The organism is Vallitalea sediminicola, assembly GCF_054408565.1.
Genome location: NZ_BTPT01000019.1, coordinates 116,583 through 141,116, shown reverse-complemented (window position 1 = coordinate 141,116; position 24,534 = coordinate 116,583). Strand labels below are relative to the sequence as shown.

The 24,534-nt window shown below is 31.2% G+C and carries 22 protein-coding genes; all 22 read left to right on the top strand.

Features of this window, described 5'->3' with window-relative positions; genetic code table 11:
• The first annotated feature begins 173 nt into the window (after nucleotides 1-173).
• The 22 genes from ACX6CF_RS09150 (at nucleotide 174) to ACX6CF_RS09045 (ending at nucleotide 24,449) form a co-directional block, all read left to right on the top strand.
• Nucleotides 174-440 (top strand): hypothetical protein, encoded by a 267-nt coding sequence (locus ACX6CF_RS09150; RefSeq protein WP_458785022.1) that lies wholly within the window; start codon nucleotides 174-176, stop codon nucleotides 438-440.
• Nucleotides 441-580: 140 nt separating this feature from the next.
• Nucleotides 581-1,597, top strand: coding sequence for a LacI family DNA-binding transcriptional regulator (locus tag ACX6CF_RS09145; RefSeq protein WP_458785021.1), 1,017 nt, complete (start codon nucleotides 581-583; stop codon nucleotides 1,595-1,597).
• A 144-nt stretch (nucleotides 1,598-1,741) separates the two neighbouring features.
• Entirely contained in the window at nucleotides 1,742-2,761 is a 1,020-nt protein-coding gene (iolC, locus tag ACX6CF_RS09140) for a 5-dehydro-2-deoxygluconokinase (protein WP_458785020.1), read from the top strand.
• A 17-nt stretch (nucleotides 2,762-2,778) separates the two neighbouring features.
• Nucleotides 2,779-4,158 carry an aldehyde dehydrogenase family protein gene (locus ACX6CF_RS09135; RefSeq protein ID WP_458785019.1) on the top strand — a complete coding sequence of 460 codons (1,380 nt, stop codon included), beginning with the start codon at nucleotides 2,779-2,781 and terminating at the stop codon, nucleotides 4,156-4,158.
• Nucleotides 4,159-4,176: 18 nt separating this feature from the next.
• Nucleotides 4,177-5,007: a class II fructose-bisphosphate aldolase gene (locus ACX6CF_RS09130; RefSeq protein ID WP_458785018.1), complete on the top strand. Its 831-nt coding sequence runs from the start codon at nucleotides 4,177-4,179 to the stop codon at nucleotides 5,005-5,007.
• Between the two features lie 161 nt (nucleotides 5,008-5,168).
• Nucleotides 5,169-5,960, top strand: a complete 792-nt coding sequence (locus ACX6CF_RS09125; protein WP_458785017.1) for a 5-deoxy-glucuronate isomerase — start codon at nucleotides 5,169-5,171, stop codon at nucleotides 5,958-5,960.
• A gap of 18 nt (nucleotides 5,961-5,978) precedes the next feature.
• Nucleotides 5,979-7,910 carry a 3D-(3,5/4)-trihydroxycyclohexane-1,2-dione acylhydrolase (decyclizing) gene (gene iolD, locus ACX6CF_RS09120; RefSeq protein ID WP_458785016.1) on the top strand — a complete coding sequence of 644 codons (1,932 nt, stop codon included), beginning with the start codon at nucleotides 5,979-5,981 and terminating at the stop codon, nucleotides 7,908-7,910.
• Between the two features lie 48 nt (nucleotides 7,911-7,958).
• Nucleotides 7,959-8,858, top strand: coding sequence for a myo-inosose-2 dehydratase (iolE, locus tag ACX6CF_RS09115; RefSeq protein ID WP_458785015.1), 900 nt, complete (start codon nucleotides 7,959-7,961; stop codon nucleotides 8,856-8,858).
• 97 nt (nucleotides 8,859-8,955) lie between these two features.
• Nucleotides 8,956-9,969: an inositol 2-dehydrogenase gene (gene iolG, locus ACX6CF_RS09110; protein WP_458785014.1), complete on the top strand. Its 1,014-nt coding sequence runs from the start codon at nucleotides 8,956-8,958 to the stop codon at nucleotides 9,967-9,969.
• Nucleotides 9,970-10,016: 47 nt separating this feature from the next.
• Nucleotides 10,017-11,570, top strand: coding sequence for an acyl-CoA carboxylase subunit beta (locus ACX6CF_RS09105; protein WP_458785013.1), 1,554 nt, complete (start codon nucleotides 10,017-10,019; stop codon nucleotides 11,568-11,570).
• Nucleotides 11,571-11,926: 356 nt separating this feature from the next.
• A complete protein-coding gene (locus ACX6CF_RS09100; RefSeq protein ID WP_458785012.1) occupies nucleotides 11,927-12,481 on the top strand; it encodes a PadR family transcriptional regulator in 555 nt (184 codons plus the stop codon).
• Between the two features lie 23 nt (nucleotides 12,482-12,504).
• Nucleotides 12,505-13,428, top strand: a complete 924-nt coding sequence (locus ACX6CF_RS09095) for an ABC transporter ATP-binding protein (RefSeq protein WP_458785011.1) — start codon at nucleotides 12,505-12,507, stop codon at nucleotides 13,426-13,428.
• A gap of 2 nt (nucleotides 13,429-13,430) precedes the next feature.
• Complete coding sequence (locus ACX6CF_RS09090; protein ID WP_458785010.1) at nucleotides 13,431-14,225, top strand: hypothetical protein; 795 nt, start codon at nucleotides 13,431-13,433, stop codon at nucleotides 14,223-14,225.
• Between the two features lie 568 nt (nucleotides 14,226-14,793).
• Nucleotides 14,794-16,485, top strand: coding sequence for an ABC transporter substrate-binding protein (locus ACX6CF_RS09085; protein WP_458785009.1), 1,692 nt, complete (start codon nucleotides 14,794-14,796; stop codon nucleotides 16,483-16,485).
• A 221-nt stretch (nucleotides 16,486-16,706) separates the two neighbouring features.
• Complete coding sequence (locus tag ACX6CF_RS09080) at nucleotides 16,707-17,747, top strand: ABC transporter permease (protein WP_458785008.1); 1,041 nt, start codon at nucleotides 16,707-16,709, stop codon at nucleotides 17,745-17,747.
• Nucleotides 17,747-18,748 carry an ABC transporter permease gene (locus tag ACX6CF_RS09075; protein WP_458785007.1) on the top strand — a complete coding sequence of 334 codons (1,002 nt, stop codon included), beginning with the start codon at nucleotides 17,747-17,749 and terminating at the stop codon, nucleotides 18,746-18,748. The genes ACX6CF_RS09080 and ACX6CF_RS09075 overlap by 1 nt, the downstream gene beginning before the upstream one ends.
• Nucleotides 18,726-19,712, top strand: coding sequence for an ABC transporter ATP-binding protein (locus ACX6CF_RS09070; RefSeq protein ID WP_458785006.1), 987 nt, complete (start codon nucleotides 18,726-18,728; stop codon nucleotides 19,710-19,712). Before ACX6CF_RS09075 ends, ACX6CF_RS09070 begins: the two co-directional genes overlap by 23 nt.
• Entirely contained in the window at nucleotides 19,705-20,700 is a 996-nt protein-coding gene (locus tag ACX6CF_RS09065; RefSeq protein WP_458785005.1) for an ABC transporter ATP-binding protein, read from the top strand. The genes ACX6CF_RS09070 and ACX6CF_RS09065 overlap by 8 nt, the downstream gene beginning before the upstream one ends.
• Nucleotides 20,663-20,887: a hypothetical protein gene (locus ACX6CF_RS09060; RefSeq protein WP_458785004.1), complete on the top strand. Its 225-nt coding sequence runs from the start codon at nucleotides 20,663-20,665 to the stop codon at nucleotides 20,885-20,887. Before ACX6CF_RS09065 ends, ACX6CF_RS09060 begins: the two co-directional genes overlap by 38 nt.
• 214 nt (nucleotides 20,888-21,101) lie before the next feature.
• Nucleotides 21,102-21,986 carry a carbohydrate ABC transporter permease gene (locus tag ACX6CF_RS09055; protein ID WP_458785003.1) on the top strand — a complete coding sequence of 295 codons (885 nt, stop codon included), beginning with the start codon at nucleotides 21,102-21,104 and terminating at the stop codon, nucleotides 21,984-21,986.
• 15 nt (nucleotides 21,987-22,001) lie between these two features.
• A complete protein-coding gene (locus ACX6CF_RS09050) occupies nucleotides 22,002-22,835 on the top strand; it encodes a carbohydrate ABC transporter permease (RefSeq protein ID WP_458785002.1) in 834 nt (277 codons plus the stop codon).
• A gap of 189 nt (nucleotides 22,836-23,024) precedes the next feature.
• A complete protein-coding gene (locus ACX6CF_RS09045) occupies nucleotides 23,025-24,449 on the top strand; it encodes an ABC transporter substrate-binding protein (RefSeq protein WP_458785001.1) in 1,425 nt (474 codons plus the stop codon).
• Nucleotides 24,450-24,534 lie beyond the last annotated feature (85 nt).

The following is a 24,534-nucleotide window of genomic DNA, read 5'->3' as shown; positions in this document are numbered from 1 at the left end:
AATTTCTATCTTGAGACAGCCTTTTCTATTCTGATATACCTAATTATCAAGTATATAAACTCCCCCTGTTCACAATAATAATTATATGATAAAATAAAATAACTGCTTACAACAATAAGGTAGAGTATTGATAAATGTTTGGGATCACTAATAAAATACAAAGGAGACAACATATGGAACGACTAAAAGATTTCTTTGAGAAACATTGGAGAGCTGTAGTTATATTTATAGCAATATTATACATGGGGATAGGCTTATTTCAACTTATATCTGGTATAGAACTTGATCCAACTAAAACTAAAAACGCCGGAACATTCCTAATGTTTCTTGCATTAGCAGTATTCGTCTATGGTAAAAGAGTAGAAAAAATGGCTACAGAAAAAGAAAAACAAAAAGTAGAAGAGAAACAAGAGGAAAAACAAGAAAAAGACATAAATTAAGTTATTGACAAACAAGCTATACCATTATATAATGAAATCAAAGTTACTAAAACGTTTACTCTAATTCGTTAGTAATAATAAATTATATAATGGTATAAGCTTTTTTTCGTATTTTGAGAATCAATTAGGAGTTGTTTTTTATGAAAGTTACTATAAAAGATATTGCTGAAAAAGCTAATGTTTCAGTAGCTACAGTTTCAAGAGTTGTTAATAACAAAAGCAAAGGTGTCGGAGAAGAGACAAGAAAAAGAATTCTTGATCTTATAAAAGAATATGATTTTCAACCAAGTGCAGTTGCTAGAGGGTTAGTAACCAAAAAATCTAAAATTATAGGACTTATCATACCAGATTTGACTAATCCATTCTATCCTAAAATGACTAAAGGGATTGAAGATGTAGCTCATGAACATGGTTATAATATTATTCTATGTGATGGCAATAATTCAAAAGAAAAAGAAGCTGCGTACTTGGATTTTTTGAATGAACATTATGTATGTGGGATTATATATAATAATTTCCACAATATAAGTGATACTATACTTAATAAGATTCTAAAAAGCTCTTTGCCCTTAGTATTTATTGATTCAAAACCGGAGATAAAAGGGTGTAAATGTGTCTATCTTGATAATCAAAGGGCTATGTATGAAGTAATAGAGCACTTATTACTTAATGGACATCGTAAAATTGGTTTTATAACAGGTCCATTGGACAGTTATTCTACTAACGAACGATATAAAGGATACATCAATGCTCTAAGTGATTATGGTATTCCTTTTAATTCTAATTTGGTAGTTAAAGGCGATTATGTTATGAAAGATGGATACTATGCTATGGAAAGACTCTATAACCAAACTAAAGACTTTACAGCAATAGCTTGTTGCAATGATCTTATGGCTATAGGTGCTATCGAAAAATTAGAAGAATTGGAAATAAAAGTTCCAGAAGATATATCAGTGGTTGGATTTGATGATATTGATATTGCAAGATTAGTTAGACCTAAGCTTACTACTGTTGCTCAGCCTATCCATGAAATGGGAAGAGAAGCTGCTAATATGATAATTGATATTATTGAAGGTAAAGGTAGTAAAGTAAAAGACGATATTATATTCAAACCTAATCTAATAATAAGAGATTCAGTTAAAAAAAATAATCAATAATTATTTTTTTTGAAGACAACTAAAACGTTTACTCTTTACAAGCATTTATTTTTTGCATTTTACGTAAACGTTTTACCATATAATATATTTTTTTTATAGTTAACGTAAACGTTTTACTTAATTCATATTATAGGAGGATTAAAAATGAATAACTTGGTATTTCAAAATGACAGGGATTTAGATTTAATTGCATTGGGGCGTCTTGCAGTTGATTTGAACGCTAATGAAATTCATCGCCCTATGGAAGAAACATCTACTTTTACAAAATACTTAGGTGGTTCTCCAGCTAATATTTCGGTTGCTGTTTCAAGATTAGGATTAAAAGCAGGTTTTATGGGAAGAGTTGCAGATGATCAATTGGGACGTTTCATAATCAATTATTTAAAAGATAATAATATTGATTATTCTAATGTTGTCATTGATAAATCAGGAGCTAAAACAGGTTTGGCTTTTACTGAAATCAAATCACCTACAGACTGTAGTATTTTAATGTATCGTTCAGATGCAGTTGATTTAAAATTAGAGGTTGGAGATATAAAAGAAGAGTACATAAAAAATTCCAAAGCCATACTTATATCAGGAACAGCATTAGCAGCAAGCCCATCTAGAGAAGCGGTATTTGCAGCTGTTGAACTAGCAAGAAAGAATAAAACAGTAGTTTTCTTTGATATTGATTATCGCCCATATACATGGAAATCAGTTGAAGAAACTGCTATTTACTATAGTTTGCTAGCTGAAAAATGTGATGTAATAATTGGTACTCGTGAAGAATTTGATATGTTGGAGATGTTCTCTAATCCTGATAACAAAGATGATTATGTTACAGCTAACAAGTGGTTTGACTATAATGCCAAGATAATGGTCATTAAACATGGAAAAGAAGGCTCATATGCTTATACATTAGAAGGTGATAAGTATACAGGAGCAGTATTCCCTGTTATACCAGTTAAAACATTTGGGGCTGGAGATTCTTATGCAGGTGGTTTCATATATGGATTAATGCAAGGATATGACCCAGGCAAAGCTATGGAAATAGGTGCAGCATCAGCTTCTATTGTTGTATCAAGTCATAGTTGTTCAGATGCTATGCCGGGTATAGATAAAATAGAAAGATTCATCAAGCAATATGATGGCGAAAAAGCTTATGACGTCAAGAATATATAAATAGGGAGGAAATACATATGTCAGACGCAAAATTAATGGTAAATGAATTAATAACACGTGCAAGAGTAGCACAAGAGGTAGCAGAAGGTTTTACACAAGAACAAGTGAATCAATTGATAAAAGCAATAGCTTGGGAAGTAGTACAAGAAGATAAAGCTAGAGAGATAGCATCATTAGCTGTAACTGAATCACAGCTAGGTAATTACGAAGGTAAATATTCTAAGCTGATGAAAAAAGTTCGTGGATCACTTAGGGACATGAAAGATGGTAAATCAGTAGGTGTCATAGAAAGAATACCAGAAAAAGGTATTGTGAAATTTGCTAAACCAGTAGGTGTAATTGGAGCATTAGTTCCATGTACTAACCCTGAGGCAACTCCAATAATAAAAGCTATGAATGCAATTAAAGGGAGAAATGCAATAGTATTCGCTCCTCATCCTCGTACTAAAAAAACTAATAAATTTATCGTTGATATTATGAGAGCAACTCTTAAAAAATATAATGTTCCAGAAGATTTGATAATCACTATAGAAGAACCTTCTCTAGAACTTAGTAGTGAGCTTATGAAGCAATGTGATTTAGTTGTTGCTACAGGAGGTTCTGGAATGGTGAAGTCAGCTTATTCTTCAGGAACACCTGCTTATGGAGTTGGAGCTGGTAATGCAGTTGTTATAGTTGATGAAACAGCAGATATAAAAGATGCAGCACACAAGATCAAGTTAAGTAAAATATTTGATTATGCAACAAGTTGTTCATCTGAGAATTCATTAGTTATAGTCGAGAGTGTATATGATGAATTAGTAGCTAACTTAAAGGCTGAAGGTGGTCATTTAGCTACAAAAGAGGAAAAGGAAAAATTACAAAATACTATGTGGGAAGATGGACATCTTGATCGTAGAATAGTAGCTCAACCAGCTAATAAGATTGCAGAACTTGCTGAAATCAATATTTCAGATAATGAAGAATTCATTATGGTTGAAGAAAATGGTGTTGGTGCTGATTATCCGTTTTCAGGTGAAAAAATGTCCGTTGTAGTTACATTATATAAAGTAAAAGATTTTGACCAAGCCGTAAATAAAGTAAATGAAATAACTGGATATCAAGGTACAGGTCATTCATGTGGTATACATACAACAGATGAAAGTCGTGTTGAGGTATTAGGTAATAAAGTAAAAGTTAGCCGTATCATGGTTAGACAACCACAATGTTATGCTAATAGTGGTAATTGGGATAATGGAATGCCATTTACATTAACACTTGGCTGTGGTACATGGGGTGGTAATGTAGCTTCTGAAAATATAACTTGGAAGCATTTTATTAATGTTACATGGGTATCTACACCAATAAAAGAAGAGATTCCAACTGATGAAGAATTATTTGGAGACTTGGCTAAATAGAGGAAGAAGGAGTATATAATGCTAGTAAATATGGAACAAATAGTAAAAGAAGCAGCGATAAGTAATAAAGCTATTCCAGGGTTTAATGTTTTTGGCTATGAAGATGCCATGATGGTCATTAAGGTTGCACAGGAGCTGAATGCTCCTGCTATATTAATGGCTAATAAAGATGCTGTTGCACATATGGACGTAAAATATCAGGCTGCATTATATAGAGCTATAGGTCAAGACACTAATATACCAGTATGTGTACATCTTGATCATGGTAATAATTATGAAATATGTGCTAAAGCTATTGCAGCCGGTTTTACATCAGTTATGTATGATGGTTCTCAATTACCACTTGATGAGAACATAGCAAATACTAAAGAAGTTGTAAGGTTAGCTCATTCATGTGGAGTATCTGTTGAAGCTGAAATTGGTTCAGTAGGGTATAATGATCCAACGATAATTGCAAAAGAAATATATACTGACCCAACTGAAGCTAAGAAATTTGCTATAGAAACAGGAGTAGATGCTTTAGCAGTAGCAGTAGGGACATTACATAGAATGCAACAACAAAATGCTAAGATTCAATATGAATTGTTAGAAGAAATACAAAATATAACTGATATACCATTGGTTATTCATGGTTCTACAGGACTTGGCAATGAAGATTTGACTAAATTATCGACTTATCATATTGGTAAAGTTAATATTGGAACAGCTCTTAGAATGACTTTCGGTAATACACTAAGAGAAGAAATCAATGCTCATTCAGATGAGTTTGATAGAATTAAATTTTTCAAGAAGCCCATGGAACAAGTGAAAGATGTAATATTTAATAAATATAAGCTTCTAGGATGGTAATTAATGAAATAATTACTATAATAAGTTGAATTAAATAATTGCTAAGGAGCCAGTAATTATTTAGTTCTATTCTACTTATAAATTAAGGAAAATATATTGAAATTATTGAAATTGGTAGATGTTTAATCTCAATATATATATTAGGGAAAGGATTGTTATAAATGGTAATCAATCAAAATAAAGAATATAAATATGGTTATAATTCAATCACAGAGCTAGAAGGTAAACATAGTGATATGAAAATGGATATGGGAATCATCCGTTTGAAAAAAGATTATATCTATGAAAATGCTGAGCCAAAAGAAAGAGCAATTCTATTGATAAAAGGCCATGTAATGTTTCAATGGGATGGACAAAAAGAGATAGTTAAAAGAGATAGTTGTTTCAATGAAAATCCTATATGCATACATCTTCCAAAAGACAAGAAAGTTGTAATTATTGGTTTGGCTGAATCTGAATTATGTTACGAAGCTGTTTATAACGATAATGTTTTTGATTCTAAGCTATACAATAAGGAAGATTGTGTTAGTGACGTTTTCGGTAAAGATACTCTTAATGATGCATCAATTAGAACAGTAAGAACAATTATTGATGATGATATTGCTCCTTATTCTAATTTGGTAATGGGAGAAGTAGTTAACCATCCAGGTAAGTGGTCATCTTATCCACCTCATTATCATATACAACCAGAGGTTTACCATTATAGATTTTTACCAGATACTGGTTTCGGTTTCAGTCTTGTTGGAGACAAAGCTAGTAAAGTGAAAAACAAAAGTACTTCTTGTATAACAAGTAATGTTGTTCATCCACAGTGTTCCGCACCAGGTTATGCTATGTATTATGTTTGGATGATACCACATATTGAAGAAAAACGTTGGTTAAAAGATCGTACTTTCGAAAATCAGCATCAATGGTTATTAAATAAAAATGCTAAGATATGGTCACAAAAATAAATATGAGGAGGAAGGTATATGGAAACTATTCATTTAACTATGGCCCAAGCACTAGTTAAATTTCTAGATAATCAATATATTGTTTTTGATGGACAAGAGCAAAAGTTCATTAAAGGGTTTTTTACAATATTTGGACATGGTAATGTGTTAGGTCTGGGGCAAGCTCTTGAACAAGATAAAGGAGATTTGATTGTTCATCAAGGGCGTAATGAACAAGGTATGGTTCATGCTGCTATTGGATATGCTAAGCAAAATCACAGGAAGCAAATATATGCATGTACATCTTCCGTTGGACCAGGTGCAGCAAATATGATAACAGCAGCAGCTACAGCTACAGCTAATAGAATACCGGTCTTGCTATTTCCTGGTGATACATATGCGGCAAGACAACCAGATCCAGTTCTTCAACAAGTTGAACAATTCCATGATTTGACACTTACAACAAATGATGCATATAGAGCAGTAAGTAAATATTGGGATAGAATTAATAGACCAGAACAATTAATGTTCTCTATGATAAATGCAATGCGTATATTAACAGATCCAGCTGAGACAGGTGCTGTCACTATAGCACTTCCTCAAGATGTTCAAGGAGAAGCTTATGATTATCCTGTAAGTTTCTTTGATAAACGGGTACATCGTATAGAGAGAAAAATACCAACAGAAGCTATGATTGATGATGCAGTCAATATTATTAAAAAGAAAAAGAAACCTTTCATTATATGTGGTGGAGGGGTTAGGTATTCAGAAGCAGCTAATGCCTTGAAGGAATTTGCTGAAAAATTCAATATACCCTTTGGAGAAACACAAGCTGGGAAAAGTGCTATCGTATGGGATCATAGACTGAATATGGGTGGCATTGGAACAACAGGTAATCTTGCATCTAATACTTTAGCAAAAGATGCTGATGTAATTATTGGAATTGGAACTAGATATACAGACTTTACAACTGCTTCAAAGTGGTTATTCCAGAATCCAGAAGTTGATTTTGTTAATATTAATATAGCTTCATTTGATGCGTATAAATTAGATGGAATAAAAGTAGAAGCTGATGCAAAAGTTGCTTTAGAAATCTTGACTGATAGATTGGTTAGAGAAGAGTATAAATCAGCTTATGTAGATGAGATAAATAATATTAAGGATAAATGGAATAACGAGGTTGACCGTTTATTCAATGTTAAGTATAAGGAAGATTTTGTTCCAGAAGTTAGTGGTCACCTTGATGATAAATTAGAGGAATATAAAGAAGTCTTAAAATCAAACTTAACACAAACTAAGGTTTTAGGTATGTTAGATAACCTTTTAGATGATAGTTCTATTATAGTAGGTGCATCAGGTAGTCTTCCAGGTGATTTACAAAGAGTATGGAGACCAAAAGAACCAAATACATATCATATGGAATATGGTTATTCTTGTATGGGCTACGAAGTTAACGCTACTCTTGGTGTGAAACTAGCCAGACCAAATAGAGAAGTGTATGCAATGGTTGGTGATGGTTCATATATGATGCTTCATTCAGAACTTGTAACATCCATTCAAGAAGGAGCTAAGATTAATATTTTGTTGTTTGATAACATGGAATTCGGCTGTATCAATAATTTACAGATGGGCAATGGAATGGGAAGTTTTGGTACAGAAATGCGTCACAGAAATCCTAAATCAGGACTATTGGATGCGAATCTAGTTAAAATGGATTTTGCGATGAATGCAGCTTCTTATGGTTGCAAAACATATTCTGTTAGAACTGAAGAAGAGTTGATAGCAGCAGTCAAGGATGCTAAGAAGCAAGAAGTATCTACTTTAATTGATATTAAGGTATTACCGAAAACTATGACAGATGGTTATGAATCCTGGTGGCGTGTAGGAAATGCAGAAGTGGCTGATAAAGAAAGTATTGTGAATGCTACAAAAGATTTGAAAGTTAAAATTAATGAGGCTAGAAGATATTAATATATAAGTTGAATCAAATATTTAACTAAATGAGAGAAGGTCGGAAATATGTTAGATAGAAGCAAAGTAAAATTAGGTATTGCGCCCATAGCTTGGACAAATGATGATTTGCCAGAGCTTGGAAAGGATAATTCTTTTGAACAATGTATTAGTGAAATGGCATTGGCAGGATTTACAGGAAGTGAAGTTGGTAATAAATATCCAAAAGACCCAGAAGTATTAAAAAGATACCTTGATCTACGTGGTGTCAGGATATGTAATGCATGGTTTTCAACGCTTTTTACTTCTGAGTCAGAGGAAGTCACTATCAATAATTTTATCAAACAAAGAGATTTTTTACATGCTCTAGGAGCTAAAATGATTGGGTGTTCTGAGCAGGGAAATAGTATTCAAGGAACTGAAAAATCAGTTTTTCATGATAAACCAATATATACAGAAGAAGAATGGTTAAAAGTTACAAGCGGTATGAACAAGTTAGCCAAACTAGCAGCTGAAAAAGGTATGAAATTATCTTATCATCATCATATGGGAACAGGTGTACAAACACCAGAAGAAGTTGATAAATTCATGGAAATGACAAATGATGATGTTTACTTATTATTTGATTCAGGACATCTTGCTTACTCAGAGTTAAGTGCTCAAGCTTCATATGATGTGTTACAAAAACATATTAAAAGAGTTGCACATGTTCATCTAAAAGACATTCGTCTAGATATTGTTAAGAAGGTCAAAGAAAATGAATTGAGTTTTCTAGAAGGTGTTAAAATGGGAGCATTCACGATTCCAGGAGATGGTGCTATTGATTTTAAACCAATCTTCAAGATATTAGAAGACAATAATTATGAAGGATGGATGGTAGTAGAAGCTGAACAAGACCCTGCGATCGCTAATCCTTTTGAATATGCATTAAAAGCTAGAGCTTATATACAAGAAAATACAGGATTGTAATAACATTAATTACTATTAAATAAGTTGAACTAAATAATTGTTATATAGAGAGCAATGATCTAGTTCAAGCAAAATATATAATTGGAGGAATTGTATTATGGGAAAAATGAATGTTGGTATCATTGGTGTAGGTCGTATTGGAAGAGTTCATGCACAAAGTATATCTTACAATATACCAGATGTAACTATAAAAGCGGTATCAGACGTTAGATTAGATGGAGTAAGTGAGTGGGCAAAAGGTTTAGGTATAGAAAATGTATATGATGATTATCACAAAATATTAGATGATAAGGAAATAGATGCTGTTCTTGTCTGCTCATCTACAGATACACATGCACAGATTTCTATAGAAGCTGCTAGGGCAGGAAAACATGTATTTTGTGAGAAACCTATAGATTACGATTTAGATAGAATCAATAACGTATTAAAAGAGGTAGAAAAAAAAGGAGTCAAATTCCAAGTAGGTTTCAATAGAAGATTTGACCATAATTTCAATAGAATCAATAAGGTTACAAAAGATGGTGTTATCGGTGAACCACATATTATAAAAATTACTTCAAGAGATCCTGAGCCACCACCAATCGAGTATGTTAAAGTTTCTGGAGGAATGTTTTTTGATATGACTATTCATGACTTTGATATGGCTAGATTTCAAGCAGGTTGTGAGGCTACTGAAGTCTATGCTGTTGGTGCAAGTCTAGTTGATCCGGAAATTGGAAAAGCTGGCGATGTAGATACAGCTGTAATTACAATTAAATTTGAAAATGGTGCAATAGCAATTATTGATAATAGTAGGAAAGCTGCTTATGGTTATGACCAGAGAGTTGAAGTGTTTGGATCAGAAGGTAGCATTGAAGCAAAAAATGATACTGAGACAAATACAATTCTAAGAACTAAGCAAGCAGTTTCAACTGATAAACCATTATATTTCTTTTTAGAGCGATACATGGGTTCTTTTGTTGAAGAAATGAAGCAATTCTTTGAAGCTATTAAAAATGATACAGAAACTCCAGTTAAAGGAATTGATGGATTAAATGCAGTTGTAATAGCGATGGCTGCTAAGAAATCTTTGGAAGAAGGACGACCAGTAAAAATATCTGAAATAGTTTAATATTACAACTTATTTTACTTGATATTTACTTCCAGGGAGGTGAAATAATGTCAAACATCCAAGATAGTATACAGGATATGTATAAGCGTAGAGAAAAATTATTACAAGGTGGAGGTAAGGCCAAAATAGATAAGCAGCATGCAGAAGGAAAAATGACTGCAAGAGAGAGAATTGATATGTTGCTTGATATTAATAGTTTTGTTGAGATAGGAGCATATATGAAGCACCGTTCAACTGACTTTGGACTTGGTGAAATAGAAATACCAGGAGATGGTGTTGTTACAGGTTATGGTACCATTGATGGTAACTTAGTATATGTATATGCACAAGATTTTACAGTAATGGGCGGTTCATTGGGTGAAGTACATGCACAGAAGATATGTAAGGTAATGGATATGGCTCTAAAAACAGGTGCTCCAATTATTGGAATCAATGATTCTGGTGGAGCAAGAGTCCAAGAAGGAATTGATGCTCTTGGTGGTTTTGGTGAAATATTTTATCGTAATACAAAAGCATCTGGTATAATACCACAGATTTCTGTAATAATGGGTCCTTGTGCAGGAGGAGCAGTCTATTCACCTGCAATAACTGATTTTGTATTTATGGTGGATAATACTAGTCAAATGTTTATTACTGGACCTGAGGTAATTAAAACGGTCACTGGTGAAGAGATAACCAAGGAAGAACTTGGTGGTGCTCATGTACATGCTAGTAAAAGTGGAGTAGCTCATTTTCATTATGCTGATGAAATAGAATGTATCAAAGAGATTAGAAAATTAATTAACTATTTACCTTCTAATTATTTGGAAGAACCTATTGAAATGAATATTGATGATGATCCTAACAGAAAATCAACAAAACTAATGGATATTATGCCAGATAGTCCAAGTAAAGCTTATGATATGAAATTAATCATTGATGAAATAATAGATACTGGTAGCTTTATTGAAGTACATAAACACTATGCTCAGAATATAATAGTTGGGTTTGCTAAGATGAATAATGATACTGTTGGTATAATAGCTAATCAACCCAAAATTTTAGCAGGTGCACTTGATGTAAATGCTTCAGATAAAGCTGCAAGATTTATTAGATTTTGTGATAGCTTCAATATTCCTATTGTTACATTAACGGATGTACCAGGGTATTTTCCAGGAGTTACCCAAGAACATTCAGGAATTATAAGGCATGGTGCCAAACTTCTTTATGCATATTGTGAAGCCACAGTACCTAAGATTAATGTTATTCTTAGAAAAGCGTATGGTGGAGCATATATAGCAATGAGTAGTAAACATCTTAAAGCGGATATGGTTCTAGCTTGGCCAACAGCTGAGATCGCTGTTATGGGGGCTCAAGGTGCAGCTAATATCATATTTAGAAAAGATATTGAAAAAGCAGATGATCCTACGAAGATGCGTGAACAGAAAGTTGAAGAATATAGAGACAATTTTGCTAATCCGTATGTAGCAGCTAGTAGAGGATTTGTTGATGCAGTGATTGAACCTATGATGACTAGACCTTATATAATATCCACTCTTCAAGCTCTTAGAAGTAAGCGTGAAGAAAAAATAGATAAGAAACATGGTAATATACCATTATAAACTTGATTAGTCGAGTATATAAAAAATAAGAGGCTGAATCATAATACATTGATATGTATTATGATTCAGCCTTCTTTATTTATTTGGTTTCATATATTTACATTATCTAGTTCTTTTTTGGTTTTTTAAGATGGTAGAATATTTGAATATACTGGTTGTTAAAATAAAGTACTATTTTCTGGATACTTTATTTTTAAGTGATATCACACTAAATGTATTAATATTATTAGATATTTGCAATAATTAATTGCTGAAATAGCATTTATAGATTATATTAATAGTATAATATTACAATAGTACAATATTACACAAGTATAATATTATACTACTTAAAAAATGAAAGGTGGCTATGAACTATGTCGCTAAAATATGGACTATTGGGATTGCTTAATTATGGTTCTATGACAGGCTATGAACTAGACAAAATGTTTAAAGAGTCTTTGAATTTTTTTTGGCAAGCAGAGAGAAGTCAAATATATAGGGAATTAAATATAATGAAGAAATGGGGTTGGTTATCTTCAGAGATAGTATTTCAAACAGATAGACCCAATAAAAAGTTATATACCATAACTGATGAAGGTAAATCAGAATTCCTGAATTGGTTAGCAACTGATTGTATAGATGAGGCTCTTTTTACTAGAAATCAGTTACTATTAAGAACTTTTTTTTCAGGGGAAAGAGATACTATTGGTAATATAAAGATGTTAAAAGATTTTAAAGAAAGGTGTGAAAAGGAGCTTGGAAAACTAAAGGTAGTTACTAAAAGTTATGACGTGAATAATGGAAAAAATCATACCTGTAATAATACTGAAATTTATTGGGGCATCTCTGCAAATTTTGGTAAATATTATTATGAAATGTGTATTCATTGGGCTGAAGATAGTATTAATATATTAAAAGAAGAAGTATGAGTATGAATTTGGAGGTGTCAAGATTGAAAGTTATAGAAGTTAACAATTTAGTTAAAAGATATGGGGATTTAACAGCTGTAAATAATATTTCTTTTTCGGTGGAGAGAGGCAGTATATGTGCAATACTTGGACCCAATGGATCTGGTAAAACTACTACTATAAAAAGTATATGTAATCTAATAATTCCAGATGAAGGTAGCATTAAACTATTTGGTAAAGATAATAAAAAATCCATAGATAAGGTAGCAGCTCTATTTGAAGGTACAAGAAATCTTTATTGGAGATTGACTCCTAGAGAGAATTTAAGATATTTTGCTGGTATCAGAGGGTTAGGTGGTAAAAAAATAGAAAAGAAAATAGATGAATTATTAGATGGATTCGATTTGAAAGATAAAAAAGATACTGTAGTCAATAATCTATCCAGAGGCATGAGACAAAAAGTTGCTATAGCTATGACATTAATATGCGACACAGAAATAATTATATTAGATGAACCTACACTTGGATTAGATGTCAAGAGTTTTATGGAAATAAAAAACATGTTAAAATACATAGCTAATAATATGAAAAAAACAGTTCTTCTAAGTACTCATGACATGAATTTAGTTGAAGAAGTTTGTGAAGATATTGTTATATTGAATAGAGGAAAAATAATTGCACAAGATACAATGGATAATTTATTGGATATGTTTAAAAGCATGACTTACGAGATTAATCTACGTGATACCATTACTGAAGAACAAAAGGAATATCTATCTAATTTAGAATATGAATTCTATCTTATGAAAAGTGGAGACGTTCTTGAAATAGATATAATAGACTCAAAAGAAATTTATGAAATAATCGATATCTTGAAAGAAAAGAATATCTTTATAAAGGAAATAAAACAGAAAAATATAAACTTTGAAAGAGTTTATATAAATCTTACTAGTGGGGAGGGTAAATAATTATGAAGATGTTTTATTTGTTTAAAGTATCCATTGAAAAATCTTTTAAAGAAATAAGTAGATACAAGTTTAATACAATTTCTAGTATATTAAGTTTATATTTCCTTTTTATTGCTATGTTTTTAGGGGTTAAGGTATTTGGTTCAACCATGGATATAAGTCCTATAAAACTGGGCAAAACAATAGAAGGATTTGTAATTGGATATTTTCTGTGGACCATAATGTTGATGGTATATGAAGATACTGCATTCAACATAACTCGTGATGCTAATAAAGGTACATTAGAACAGATAAGTATGACTGATCTAGGACTTCCTATAGTATTGATAGTTAGGAGTATAAGTAATCTAATTATAAACTTATTAATATGTTTTGTAGTCTTGTTAACGATCATGGGAACAACGAATTATTGGCTGGATATTAATATAGCTGAGTTATTATTAATAATAGTATTAGGTGTTTTTAGCATATTTGGTATTGGACTTATATGTGGTGGTTTAGCTCTTATCTTTAAAAGGATTCAATCATTATTGAATGTCATTCAATATTTTTTAATTGCTTTAGTCATAACAGGTCAAGGGTCATTAAGTAAAGTAGCAGCATCAATATTACCATTTAGACCAAGTATCGATAAAGTATATGCAACAACATTAATGGGGCATAAATTATCGGAATACCCGGCTAGTGATTATATAATACTAATAGTAAATTCAATAGTTTATTTTACCATTGGGTTTATAGTATTTAATCAATGTAGTAAGATAGCTAGAAAAAGAGGATTGTTGGGTCAATACTAATTAATATTAATAAAAATTAGATAAGTTAATAGTTCTTTAAGTTATTAGCTTATTTAATTTATTAAAATTAAACAACATATATATATATCTAAAAAACATGAAAACTAGCTTGACAAATTATATATAGATAAGTTAGTATAAATATATGAAAATTATAAAAAAATGTTTAAATATGTATAATAATATTATTATAACGAATATTATGTTGTTGTACATATATAGTATTGATATTAGATAAAAAATTATGAAATTATATATTAATCGCTTTAATAAACTGTTTTTTAACTTTAATTATTCTTGAATTATGGCATAATCTAGCTTGAATTATTCATAAGTAGTTCTTTTTTATAGACTCATATTTTTCCACAAATCATACTTATAATTTACTCTTTTTTTAATTTCATAAGTCTATTTACTATAGTAAAGCTTTTTACCCTATAAAATTAGGATTAGTATAAAGGTTTTGTTTTTATACTTAATTTTAAATACTATGGTTTTAATGTTTGAGTGGATATAATAAAATCTGCTTATTCTTTAAAATAAAAAATTATGAAAGGGGAATAAAAAAATGAAAAAGATATTAACGATTTTGCTAGTTCTTACTATGGTATGTTCAATGACTGCATGTAATAAAACAGAAGAAACGGGAGGAGGAGAAATTTCTGGCCATGTTACAATAGGAACTCCTAATTTTAATGGAGATTTTATCAATGGGTGGGGTAATAATTCTTACGATGGTAGCATTCGAAAATTCGTATTTGGTGGTGCTAGCAATAGTCCAGCTGGATTGATGACTAATAATATAAAAGGTGAGATAGTTCTAAATTCAATTACAGAATCAAGAGAGATAAGTGATAATGGTTTAGTTCATACATTTAAATTAAAGCCAGACTTAGTATATTCAGACGGAACACCATTAACTGCTGAAGATGTTGTGTTTACATATGAATTTTATTTAGATGCTACTGCAATAACAGAAGCAGGAGGTTCTACTAATTATCCAGAATACCTAGAAAAAATTGAAAAAGTTGATGATTTAACTATTAAGTTTACTTTGCTTGATAAATATTATGCTACTGATAGTCTTATGTTTATAGAAAATATCTTAAGTAAAGATTGGGCTATGAAAGATAAACCAGAAGATAAAACTATTCAACAACATGTTAAAGATAGTCTAATCAATAATCCTTTAGGTTATGGTCCATATAAGATAGTAGAATATAAAGAAAATCAATATATCAAACTTACTGTAAATGATAAATTCATAGGAGACGTGGATGGAGATAAACCTAAGATTAAAGATGTTATAGTAAAAGTTATATCTGATGAAACCAAACTCGATGAATTATTAACAGCAAATATTGATGTGTTACCAGGTTCAGTTAAAGCAGAAAATATTGATGCTGTTAAAGCAGATGATAAATTCAGCTATTGTAATTACCCAAGACAGGGTTATGGACATCTTACTTTCCATAGTGATTTTGCACCAGTAAACCATAAGGAAGTTCGTCAAGCAATATCTTATACAATTGATAGAAAGATATTTCGTGAAGCATTCCTAGGTAAATATTCTATAAGTACTGAAGGACCTTATACTTTGAACTATTGGATGATAGATCAAGAATGGGTTGATAATAATTTACATAAGTATACAGCTAATAAAGAAAAAGTTGATGAGATATTATCAGGAGCTGGTTGGGCTAAAGGTTCTGATGGTATTTGGGCAAAAGGTGATGAAAAACTTGAAATAGAAGTTTTAGTACCAAACCAAGATTGGGCAGATTGTCTTAATCTAACAATTGGTAAAACAGGAGAAGAATATGGTATAAAATTCAATGTAGCCCTTATAGATTGGGCCATATTCTTAAATCATTACTATGGTAAAGAAATATCAGATATAAATGAAAGAAAGTATCATATGTTTGCATTAGCATCAACTCCTGCAATTGTTTTTGATGGCTATAGTAGTTGGCATTCAGATAATGTTGCTAATCCTTGGGGAAGCAGTATTAGTGCTAACTCAGCTCGTTTTGTTAATGATAAGAATGATGAATTATTAATGACTATGAGAACTGCCGAAAATGATGATGTATATCAAGAAGCATACAGAGAATGGGTGAAATTAACAAACGAAGAAATGCCAATATTGCCTTTATATTCTAATGATTATCATGATTTATATAATAAAAGGATAAAAGGATTTGAAACAAATGCATTTTGGGATTGGGTACCTGCTCTTATTAAATGTACAGTTAAATAATTAGTAATTCAACTTTCCCACCTTAATTTAATGAAGGTAATTAAGGGTTATAGGTTTGGTTTGCAGAATAAAAAGATAGAAGAAACACCTATATTTTTATTCTGCAAAGCCTTTTAATTAGCTTACCTACATAGAATAATGAAGTGGGAAAGTTGAGTTAGTAATATATTTTTATAGTCCCTATCTAGTAGATAGGGACTATTAGAAAAGGATGGTAAAAATTGGAAAATGTAGATGCAAAATCACAATCAGTTTATAAAAAACCTTCTTTCATGGAAAAATACTCAAATCTATTTAAGTATATTCTTAAAAGATTATTATTAATGATACCAGTAATTATAATTATTTCTTTAATCATATTTACAATTGTAGAATTTATGCCTGGGGATCCTTTAAATGCTTTTTTAAATCCTGAGCAGCTTACAGGTACAACTGAGGAAATATTACAGAAGAGACAATTTTTTATAGAAAAACTTGGTCTTAATGATCCATTTCTAGTTAGATTCTTCAGATGGTGGGGACAAATATTAAGAGGTGAATTAGGATATTCTGTAATTAAAAATAAACCCGTAAATGAATTCATTGGAGAACATTTCATGAATTCTTTCAAGGTTAATATATTTGGATTCGCACTTGCATTTATTATTGCAATAGTTGTGGGAATTAAGTCAGCAGTCAAGAGAAATTCCATTTTTGATAAATTTTGGACTGTATTTTCCATAGCAGGAATATCATTACCAAGATTTTTTATGGCAATGTTACTAATTTTTATATTTTCAATAACATTTGGAATATTACCTATATCGGGTATGAGCGACCCAATAGGAATAAGACCAGAATATCAATATTATATTTTACCCGTATCAGTTATTACTCTGGCTTCCCTTGCACCACTGATAAAATATGTTAGGAACTCAATGTTAGAGGTATTGAAACAAGATTATATCAGAACAGCAAGAGCTAAAGGATTAGGAGAAAAAGTTGTTATATATAGACATGCATTCAGGAATGCTCTAATACCTGTTGTTACATTACTTGGATCTTATATACCAGCATTATTTGGTGGATCAATCATTGTTGAAAAGATATTTGTATGGAATGGTATAGGAAGTCTAATTAGAGATTCATACACTTTTAGAGATCGAAGTGTACTAATAATAGCTCTAACTTTCTTTGCTTTGTTGACATTATTAGGAAATCTTATGCAAGATGTTGGTTATTCATTAGTTGATCCAAGGGTTAGAGAAGGAGGTAATAAATAATGTCAACAAAGGATGTGAAAAATAGAGAAAAGATAGTATCTCCTACTCGGTTGATGTTAATGAAATTTAGAGCGAATAGGTTAGCAATGTTTGGCTTTTGTGCTTTTGTAGCTATCGTGGTAATTGTATTGGCGGTTACAATATATACGAAAATAATTAATTATGATTTTGCTAATTTAAGCCAAATTGGTGAAGGTTCTTATATGCCTCCTAGTAGTAAATATTGGTTTGGTACCGATAAATATGGACGAGATTATTTCTACAGAGTCATAACTGGTGGATATATAGCTTTACAAGTAGCATTATTATCTACTTTATTGACTATTGGCGTTGGTGTAATTGTAGGAGCTATTTCTGGATATTTTGGTGGTATTGTTGATATTGTTTTAATGCGTATTGGAGAAATAGTTATTTCTTTTCCATTTTTGGCATTAGCAATTGCAGTTAGTGCAATTTTTATTGATTATCCTGAGGAAACAAGGCTATACATAATGATATTTATCATTGGGTTATTAAGTTGGCCTGGTCTAGCTAGGATGGTTAGAGCCCAGATTCTATCTCTGAAAGAGCAAGAATTCATGACTGCAACAAGAGTACTTGGTATTTCCACACGTCAGCAGATAACTAAACATTTGATTCCAAATGTAATTGCTTATGTAATAGTATCAGCAACTATTACTTTTGCATCGTCCATAATGTTAGAGGCTTCATTATCTTATCTAGGGCTTTCAGTTACTGAACCTGTTGCCACGTGGGGAGGTCTCCTTCAAAGAGCATCTTCATCTGTTGTTATGAGAAACTATTGGTGGTTATGGCTATTCCCTGGGATATTATTATTTCTACTTGTGATGAGTGTTAATCTAATTGGTGAAGGTCTTAGAGATGCTGTTGACCCTAAATCAGAAATAATGAAAAAGAAAAGCTTATTTATTAGATTATTTGGCAGATTCTTTACTAAATCAGTTGGAGGTGCAGAGGGTGAGCAAAGTATTAGAGGTTAATAATCTATGTACATATTTTTATACAAATAAAGGAACAATAAAAGCCGTTAATGGTGTGGATTTTCAGATTAAAGAAGGTAAGACACTTGGTATAGTTGGAGAATCTGGTAGCGGTAAATCAGTTACGGCAATGAGTATTTTGAACCTAGTGGAAAGTCCAGGTAAAATTGTAAATGGTGAAATACTTTTTGAAGGAGTAAACTTAGTTAATCTCAATACGAAGGAAATGAGAAAAATAAGGGGTAATAACATATCCATGATATTCCAAGAACCTATGACTTCTCTTAACCCTGTATTAAGAATTGGAAAACAGTTAATAGAACCACTAATGTTACATCAGAAATTATCAAAAGATGAAGCATGGGTCAAGGCTATAGATCTGCTTAAAAGTGTTAAAATTCCCACACCAGAGAGGGTAATTAATTGCTATCCCCATGAATTTTCTGGTGGTATGCGTCAAAGGGTCATGATTGCAATGGCATTAGCCTGTAGACCAAAATTACTTATTGCTGATGAGCCAACAACTGCTCTAGATGTAACTATTCAAGCTCAGATTTTTAAGCTAATGAATAATTTAAAAGATACACTCAATACTGCTATCATGTTCATAACTCATGATTTAGGTGTTATCGCTGAATTAGCAGATGATGTTGTAGTTATGTATTGTGGACAAGTAGTTGAAAGAGCTCCAGTTGAAAAGATATTTGGTAATAAGGATTACGAACATCCCTATACAGGAGGATTATTAAAATCTATTCCAAAACTTGATAAGGATGTAGAGAGATTAGAGCAAATAGAAGGTAGTGTTCCTCACCCACTTAACTTGCCAAAAGGATGTAATTTTGCTCCAAGGTGCAAGTATGCAACAGAGAAGTGCAATAAAGAGATGCCAGAATTAAAAAAGGTGGAAGAAGATCATTTTGTAAGATGTTTCTATCCAGAAATGGGGAAGAATAATGAATAAAAATATAATCGTAGAAACTAATGGATTAAAATTATATTTTCCAACTGGGGAAAAAGGTAAGGATAAAGAACCAGTATCTGTTAAAGCTGTTGATGGTGTGGATTTACAGATATATGAAGGCGAGACATTGGGTTTAGTAGGAGAATCTGGTTGTGGTAAATCTACTATTGGAAGAACAATACTAAAATTATACAAATCAACTGAAGGTACAATCAAATATAGAGATAAAGATATAACTAATTGGTCTAGAAAGCAGATGTTACCATTACGAAAAGAGATGCAATTAATTTTCCAAGATCCATATTCATCATTAAATCCTAGAATGACTGTAGGACAAATTATTGGAGAGGCACTAGTTGCACACGGAATGAATAAGAAGAAATCAGAACAACTTGAAAAACATGTGATGGAAATTATGGATACATGTGGACTAGATAGCTATATGATTCATAGATATCCTCATGAATTTTCAGGAGGGCAGAGACAAAGAATTGGAATTGCCAGAGCATTGGCATTAAAGCCAAAATTTGTTGTATGTGATGAGGCAGTATCTGCTCTTGATGTATCTATACAATCACAGATTATTAACCTATTAGATAGTTTACAGAAGAAATATGGAATGGCATATTTATTTATATCCCACGATCTTAGTGTAGTTAAACATATTAGCGATAGGATTGCTGTTATGTATCTTGGGAATTTTGTTGAATTAGCTGATAAGAATGAATTGTATAATAATCCGCTACATCCTTACACAAAAGCTTTACTATCTGCTATACCTGTTACTGATTTGGAAATAATAAAGAATAAAAAAAGAATAGTATTAGAAGGCGACATACCTTCTAATGTTAATCCACCAACAGGGTGTAAGTTCCACACACGATGTCCTATTGCAACTGATAAATGTGTAAAAGAGAACCCACCTTGGGAAGAAGTTTCAAAAGGTAGATATGTTGCTTGTCATTATAAAGGAGCTGATATCAATTAATATTAATAATAATGATTCGAGGGGTACTAATCTAAGAAAGAAAGAAGATAATAGTCTTAATGGAACAAAACTGGAAAGAGGTGATACCGCCGCTATAATCATAGCTGCGCTTACTACGGTTCTTCCTTTTGGATTAGCAATCTTTTTAATATATTTGGTTCTTATAAAAATTATCTTTAAAATATAACTTTTTGGTTTTTGTATTAAATTATTTAATACAAAAACCTATTTTTTTGTCTATATATTATAAAAAAATAAGGTTTTTTATTTTTAAAATTAGATAATGCATTGTATAATTAAATAAATTATTAAAATGCTTTGTGAATGTAGTATGATTAGCACTATATTAATACTTATAAAGTTATATATTATATTTTAAACAGCATTTTGGAGGTGGCATTTTGAAAGTAACAAAGAATAAAATAAAGCAATCAGGAAGGAAAACCATAATCATTTGGACTATGTCTTTGGTTGTAATAATGTATTCTGTTTTTGTGTTTTTTCCTATATTATATGGCTTAAGTACAAGCTTTTTTAATTGGAATCCATTTCAGAGTACGTTCAAATTTGTAGGTTTTGATAATTATACATATGCTTTAAAGAATCCATTGTTTTGGAAGGCTCTAGGTAATACAATTTATTTTACAGTAGGTTCATTAATCTTAACAGTAGTATTTGGACTGTTGTTAGCAGCTCTTATACACTCGGTTAAGAGAGGTGCTTCAATTTATAGAGGGATTTATTTTCTTCCAGTAATAAGTTCCATGGTAGCTGTATCCATGCTATGGAAGTTCATGTATAACTATGATAACGGATTTTTTAATTCTGTTTTAATGGGAATGGGATTATCCAAAGTTCCATGGTTACAGAATAGTACTATTGCGCTACCAGCGATAATGGTAGTTCAAGCATGGAAAGATATAGGATATGCTCTTGTTTTAATACTTGCTGGTATCAATAGTATAGACCCATGTATATTTGAAAGTGCAGAAATTGATGGTGCAGGTAAATTTCGCAGATTTATTAGTATAACAATTCCACTAATAAAAAATTCGATTACCATATTAGTTATCACTAAATTAATTGATTACATGCAGGTATATACTCCAATCAAGTTTATAACTGAAGGAGGACCTGGTACAGATACAACTACTATGTCTTTTTATATATTTGAAGAAGCATTTACCTATTACAATTTTGGTTCAGCTTCGGCAATATCATTTATTCTTTTTGCAATAATATTCATACTATCAATGATACAATTGAAGACTAGTAAAAATAATTGAAATGAGGTGTAATTTGTGAAGAAAAATAAAACAAAGACTTATGTAGTAATAGTTCATATAATACTGATATTTTTTGCTGCGGCTATGCTACTTCCGTTCGTTTTTATGATATTGAGTTCCTTTAAAACAACAGCAGAAATAACAAAAATACCACCTGCATTTTTACCGAAGAATTGGGGGTATATAAAAAACTTTACAGATGTACTTAGTAAATACAATTTTGGTATATTCTTTAAAAATAGTTTGTATTATGCAGTTGTGAAAACAGTGATTGTAATATATGTTTCATCTATTGTAGGATATGTTCTTGCGAAATTCAAGTTCAAAGGTAATAGAGTCATCTTTACAATGATACTCGCTACAATGATGATACCTTGGCCTGCTACACTTATTCCTAATTATCAAATGATGGTTTGGTTTAATTGGTTAGGAAAGGATATCTCTATTTTGTATTCATCATTCATATCGGGATTTGGTGTTTTCCTTATGCATCAATTTGCTATTGGTATTCCAGATTCATTCCTAGAAGCGGCACGAATAGATGGGGCTTCTGAAATGAGAATATTTCATAAAATAGTTATGCCGATGATGTTAAATGCAGTTGGAGCTCTTGCTATATTTACATTCCTTTGGGAATGGGATAATTATTTGTGGCCATATTTAATGTTGAATGATGTATCAAAATATACAATACCAGTGGGATTATCTATGACACAAGGACAGTTCGCTGCTAATTACGGACCTTTGTTTGCGGGTATAGCCATAGCAGTTGTTCCAGTAGTTATTGTATATCTAATATTCCAGAAAACATTTATTGAAGGGATTGCATTAGGTGGCGAAAAAGGATAACTATATCTTTTTTTTATAATAAAATAAGGTTTTTTATTTTACAATAATTAATAATAAGAATATAATAATTTTAAATAAATTTACAAAAAATTTTGTGATAAAACATACCAATTTACCAAAAAATAAACGAATGGTTAAGTGAATTTATTTGATTTAATTGAGGATAATATATTGGAAGGTGGGAACAAAATGAAAAAAATAAGTTGTTTAGTTAGTATGGTTTTAGTTGTAGCTTTATTATTATCTGGATGTGGTAAAAAAGATTCAGAAGGAAAGCAAACTAAAACAGTTGACAACAAAACTGATGTATCTCAAAATGCTGAACCAGAATACATTGGTAATAATTTGAAGTATGATATTAATAGTGTAGTCAACAATGGAGAGAAAATAGAATTAGTTCTATGGACAGACCAAGAAGTTGAACCATTTTATCAAGCTGCAGCGGATTCTTACAGTGAAATACACGATAATGTAAATATCAAAGTTGTAGTTCAACCTTGGAGTGACTATTGGACAAAGCTTCCATTAGCTCTAAATGCTGGTAATGGACCAGATATCTATAGAGCTCATCCTGCTTTTATTAATAATTTAAAAGAAAAAACATATGAATTACCAGAGGATATTTTTCCAATGGATCAGTTAAAGGCTGATTTCCATGATGTAGAAAAGATTAAAGTAGATGGTAAATTATATTCTATACCATTAGGTGCTCTTTTTGGTGGAGGTATTTATTATAATAGAGATATGTGGGCTGATGCAGGTTTATCAGATTCCGATATTCCAAAAACTTGGGATGAATTTATTGAAGTAGGAAAAAAATTAACTAATAAAGATGACAAAGGAAATATTACACAGTATGGATTTTCTATTGATCATGCTTTTGAAAACATGATAATAGCACTTAATTTACAAAAAGGTAAATCAATATTTAAAGAAGATCAATATACTTGGGATTTTGATAACGAAACAACATATGAAAATATTGATTTGCTTAAAAGTCTAAAAGAAGAGCATGGTTTTATGATGTATTCTGATGGTGATTGTGAGGATCAAATGGGTAATGGACAAGTTGCTATGATATATCAATGGAACTGGGTAGGTGGCTACCTTAACGGTTCATATCCAGATATTAACTGGGGATTTTTTATTATGCCTACAGAAGATGGTAATACTCCACCAGCTTATGATGCAAAGGGATTTGAGTGGTTATTATCTGTATCTGCAAAGGATGAGAAAAAAAGAGAAGTTGCTTTTGATTTCTTGAAATATTATATAGCGGAAAACAAGAATTTTATTGATCATGCATTACGCATTGGTGTGATTCCAGCCAAATTCATTGATATATCTGCTGATGAGAGATTAGATGTGTTACCAAACATTGGCATAGCTAATGAATATAGTGACAGATTAGAATATTTAGGAGTCATTCCTACAGATGAAGCTAAATCAAAAGGATTAAGAAGTGTTGGTAGTGATATTTTTATTAACAATAAAGATTCCAGAGAAGTTATAAAAGCATTCCAGAAAAAATTAATGGAAGATACAGAAAGAAATGGAATTAAGTATAAGGCTCAAGAAAACCAATATAAGTATTATTCTGAATTCAATAAATAAATTTATTAGGGTATGTATTATACTATATAGACTGAAGGCTCGTGTCTATCCGTAAGAGGAGGAGACGGGTCTTTTTATATATTAT

What these genes read in the sequence shown, in the direction of transcription:
- ACX6CF_RS09075 (WP_458785007.1), top strand. Translation starts at nt 17,747, where the DNA reads ATGTCAACAAAGGATGTGAAAAATAGAGAAAAGATAGTATCTCCTACT.
- ACX6CF_RS09145 (WP_458785021.1), top strand. Translation starts at nt 581, where the DNA reads ATGAAAGTTACTATAAAAGATATTGCTGAAAAAGCTAATGTTTCAGTA.
- ACX6CF_RS09085 (WP_458785009.1), top strand. Translation starts at nt 14,794, where the DNA reads ATGAAAAAGATATTAACGATTTTGCTAGTTCTTACTATGGTATGTTCA.
- ACX6CF_RS09125 (WP_458785017.1), top strand. Translation starts at nt 5,169, where the DNA reads ATGGTAATCAATCAAAATAAAGAATATAAATATGGTTATAATTCAATC.
- ACX6CF_RS09100 (WP_458785012.1), top strand. Translation starts at nt 11,927, where the DNA reads ATGTCGCTAAAATATGGACTATTGGGATTGCTTAATTATGGTTCTATG.
- ACX6CF_RS09065 (WP_458785005.1), top strand. Translation starts at nt 19,705, where the DNA reads ATGAATAAAAATATAATCGTAGAAACTAATGGATTAAAATTATATTTT.
- iolD (WP_458785016.1), top strand. Translation starts at nt 5,979, where the DNA reads ATGGAAACTATTCATTTAACTATGGCCCAAGCACTAGTTAAATTTCTA.
- ACX6CF_RS09130 (WP_458785018.1), top strand. Translation starts at nt 4,177, where the DNA reads ATGCTAGTAAATATGGAACAAATAGTAAAAGAAGCAGCGATAAGTAAT.
- ACX6CF_RS09105 (WP_458785013.1), top strand. Translation starts at nt 10,017, where the DNA reads ATGTCAAACATCCAAGATAGTATACAGGATATGTATAAGCGTAGAGAA.
- iolE (WP_458785015.1), top strand. Translation starts at nt 7,959, where the DNA reads ATGTTAGATAGAAGCAAAGTAAAATTAGGTATTGCGCCCATAGCTTGG.
- iolG (WP_458785014.1), top strand. Translation starts at nt 8,956, where the DNA reads ATGGGAAAAATGAATGTTGGTATCATTGGTGTAGGTCGTATTGGAAGA.
- iolC (WP_458785020.1), top strand. Translation starts at nt 1,742, where the DNA reads ATGAATAACTTGGTATTTCAAAATGACAGGGATTTAGATTTAATTGCA.
- ACX6CF_RS09060 (WP_458785004.1), top strand. Translation starts at nt 20,663, where the DNA reads ATGTTGCTTGTCATTATAAAGGAGCTGATATCAATTAATATTAATAAT.
- ACX6CF_RS09150 (WP_458785022.1), top strand. Translation starts at nt 174, where the DNA reads ATGGAACGACTAAAAGATTTCTTTGAGAAACATTGGAGAGCTGTAGTT.
- ACX6CF_RS09135 (WP_458785019.1), top strand. Translation starts at nt 2,779, where the DNA reads ATGTCAGACGCAAAATTAATGGTAAATGAATTAATAACACGTGCAAGA.
- ACX6CF_RS09090 (WP_458785010.1), top strand. Translation starts at nt 13,431, where the DNA reads ATGAAGATGTTTTATTTGTTTAAAGTATCCATTGAAAAATCTTTTAAA.
- ACX6CF_RS09045 (WP_458785001.1), top strand. Translation starts at nt 23,025, where the DNA reads ATGAAAAAAATAAGTTGTTTAGTTAGTATGGTTTTAGTTGTAGCTTTA.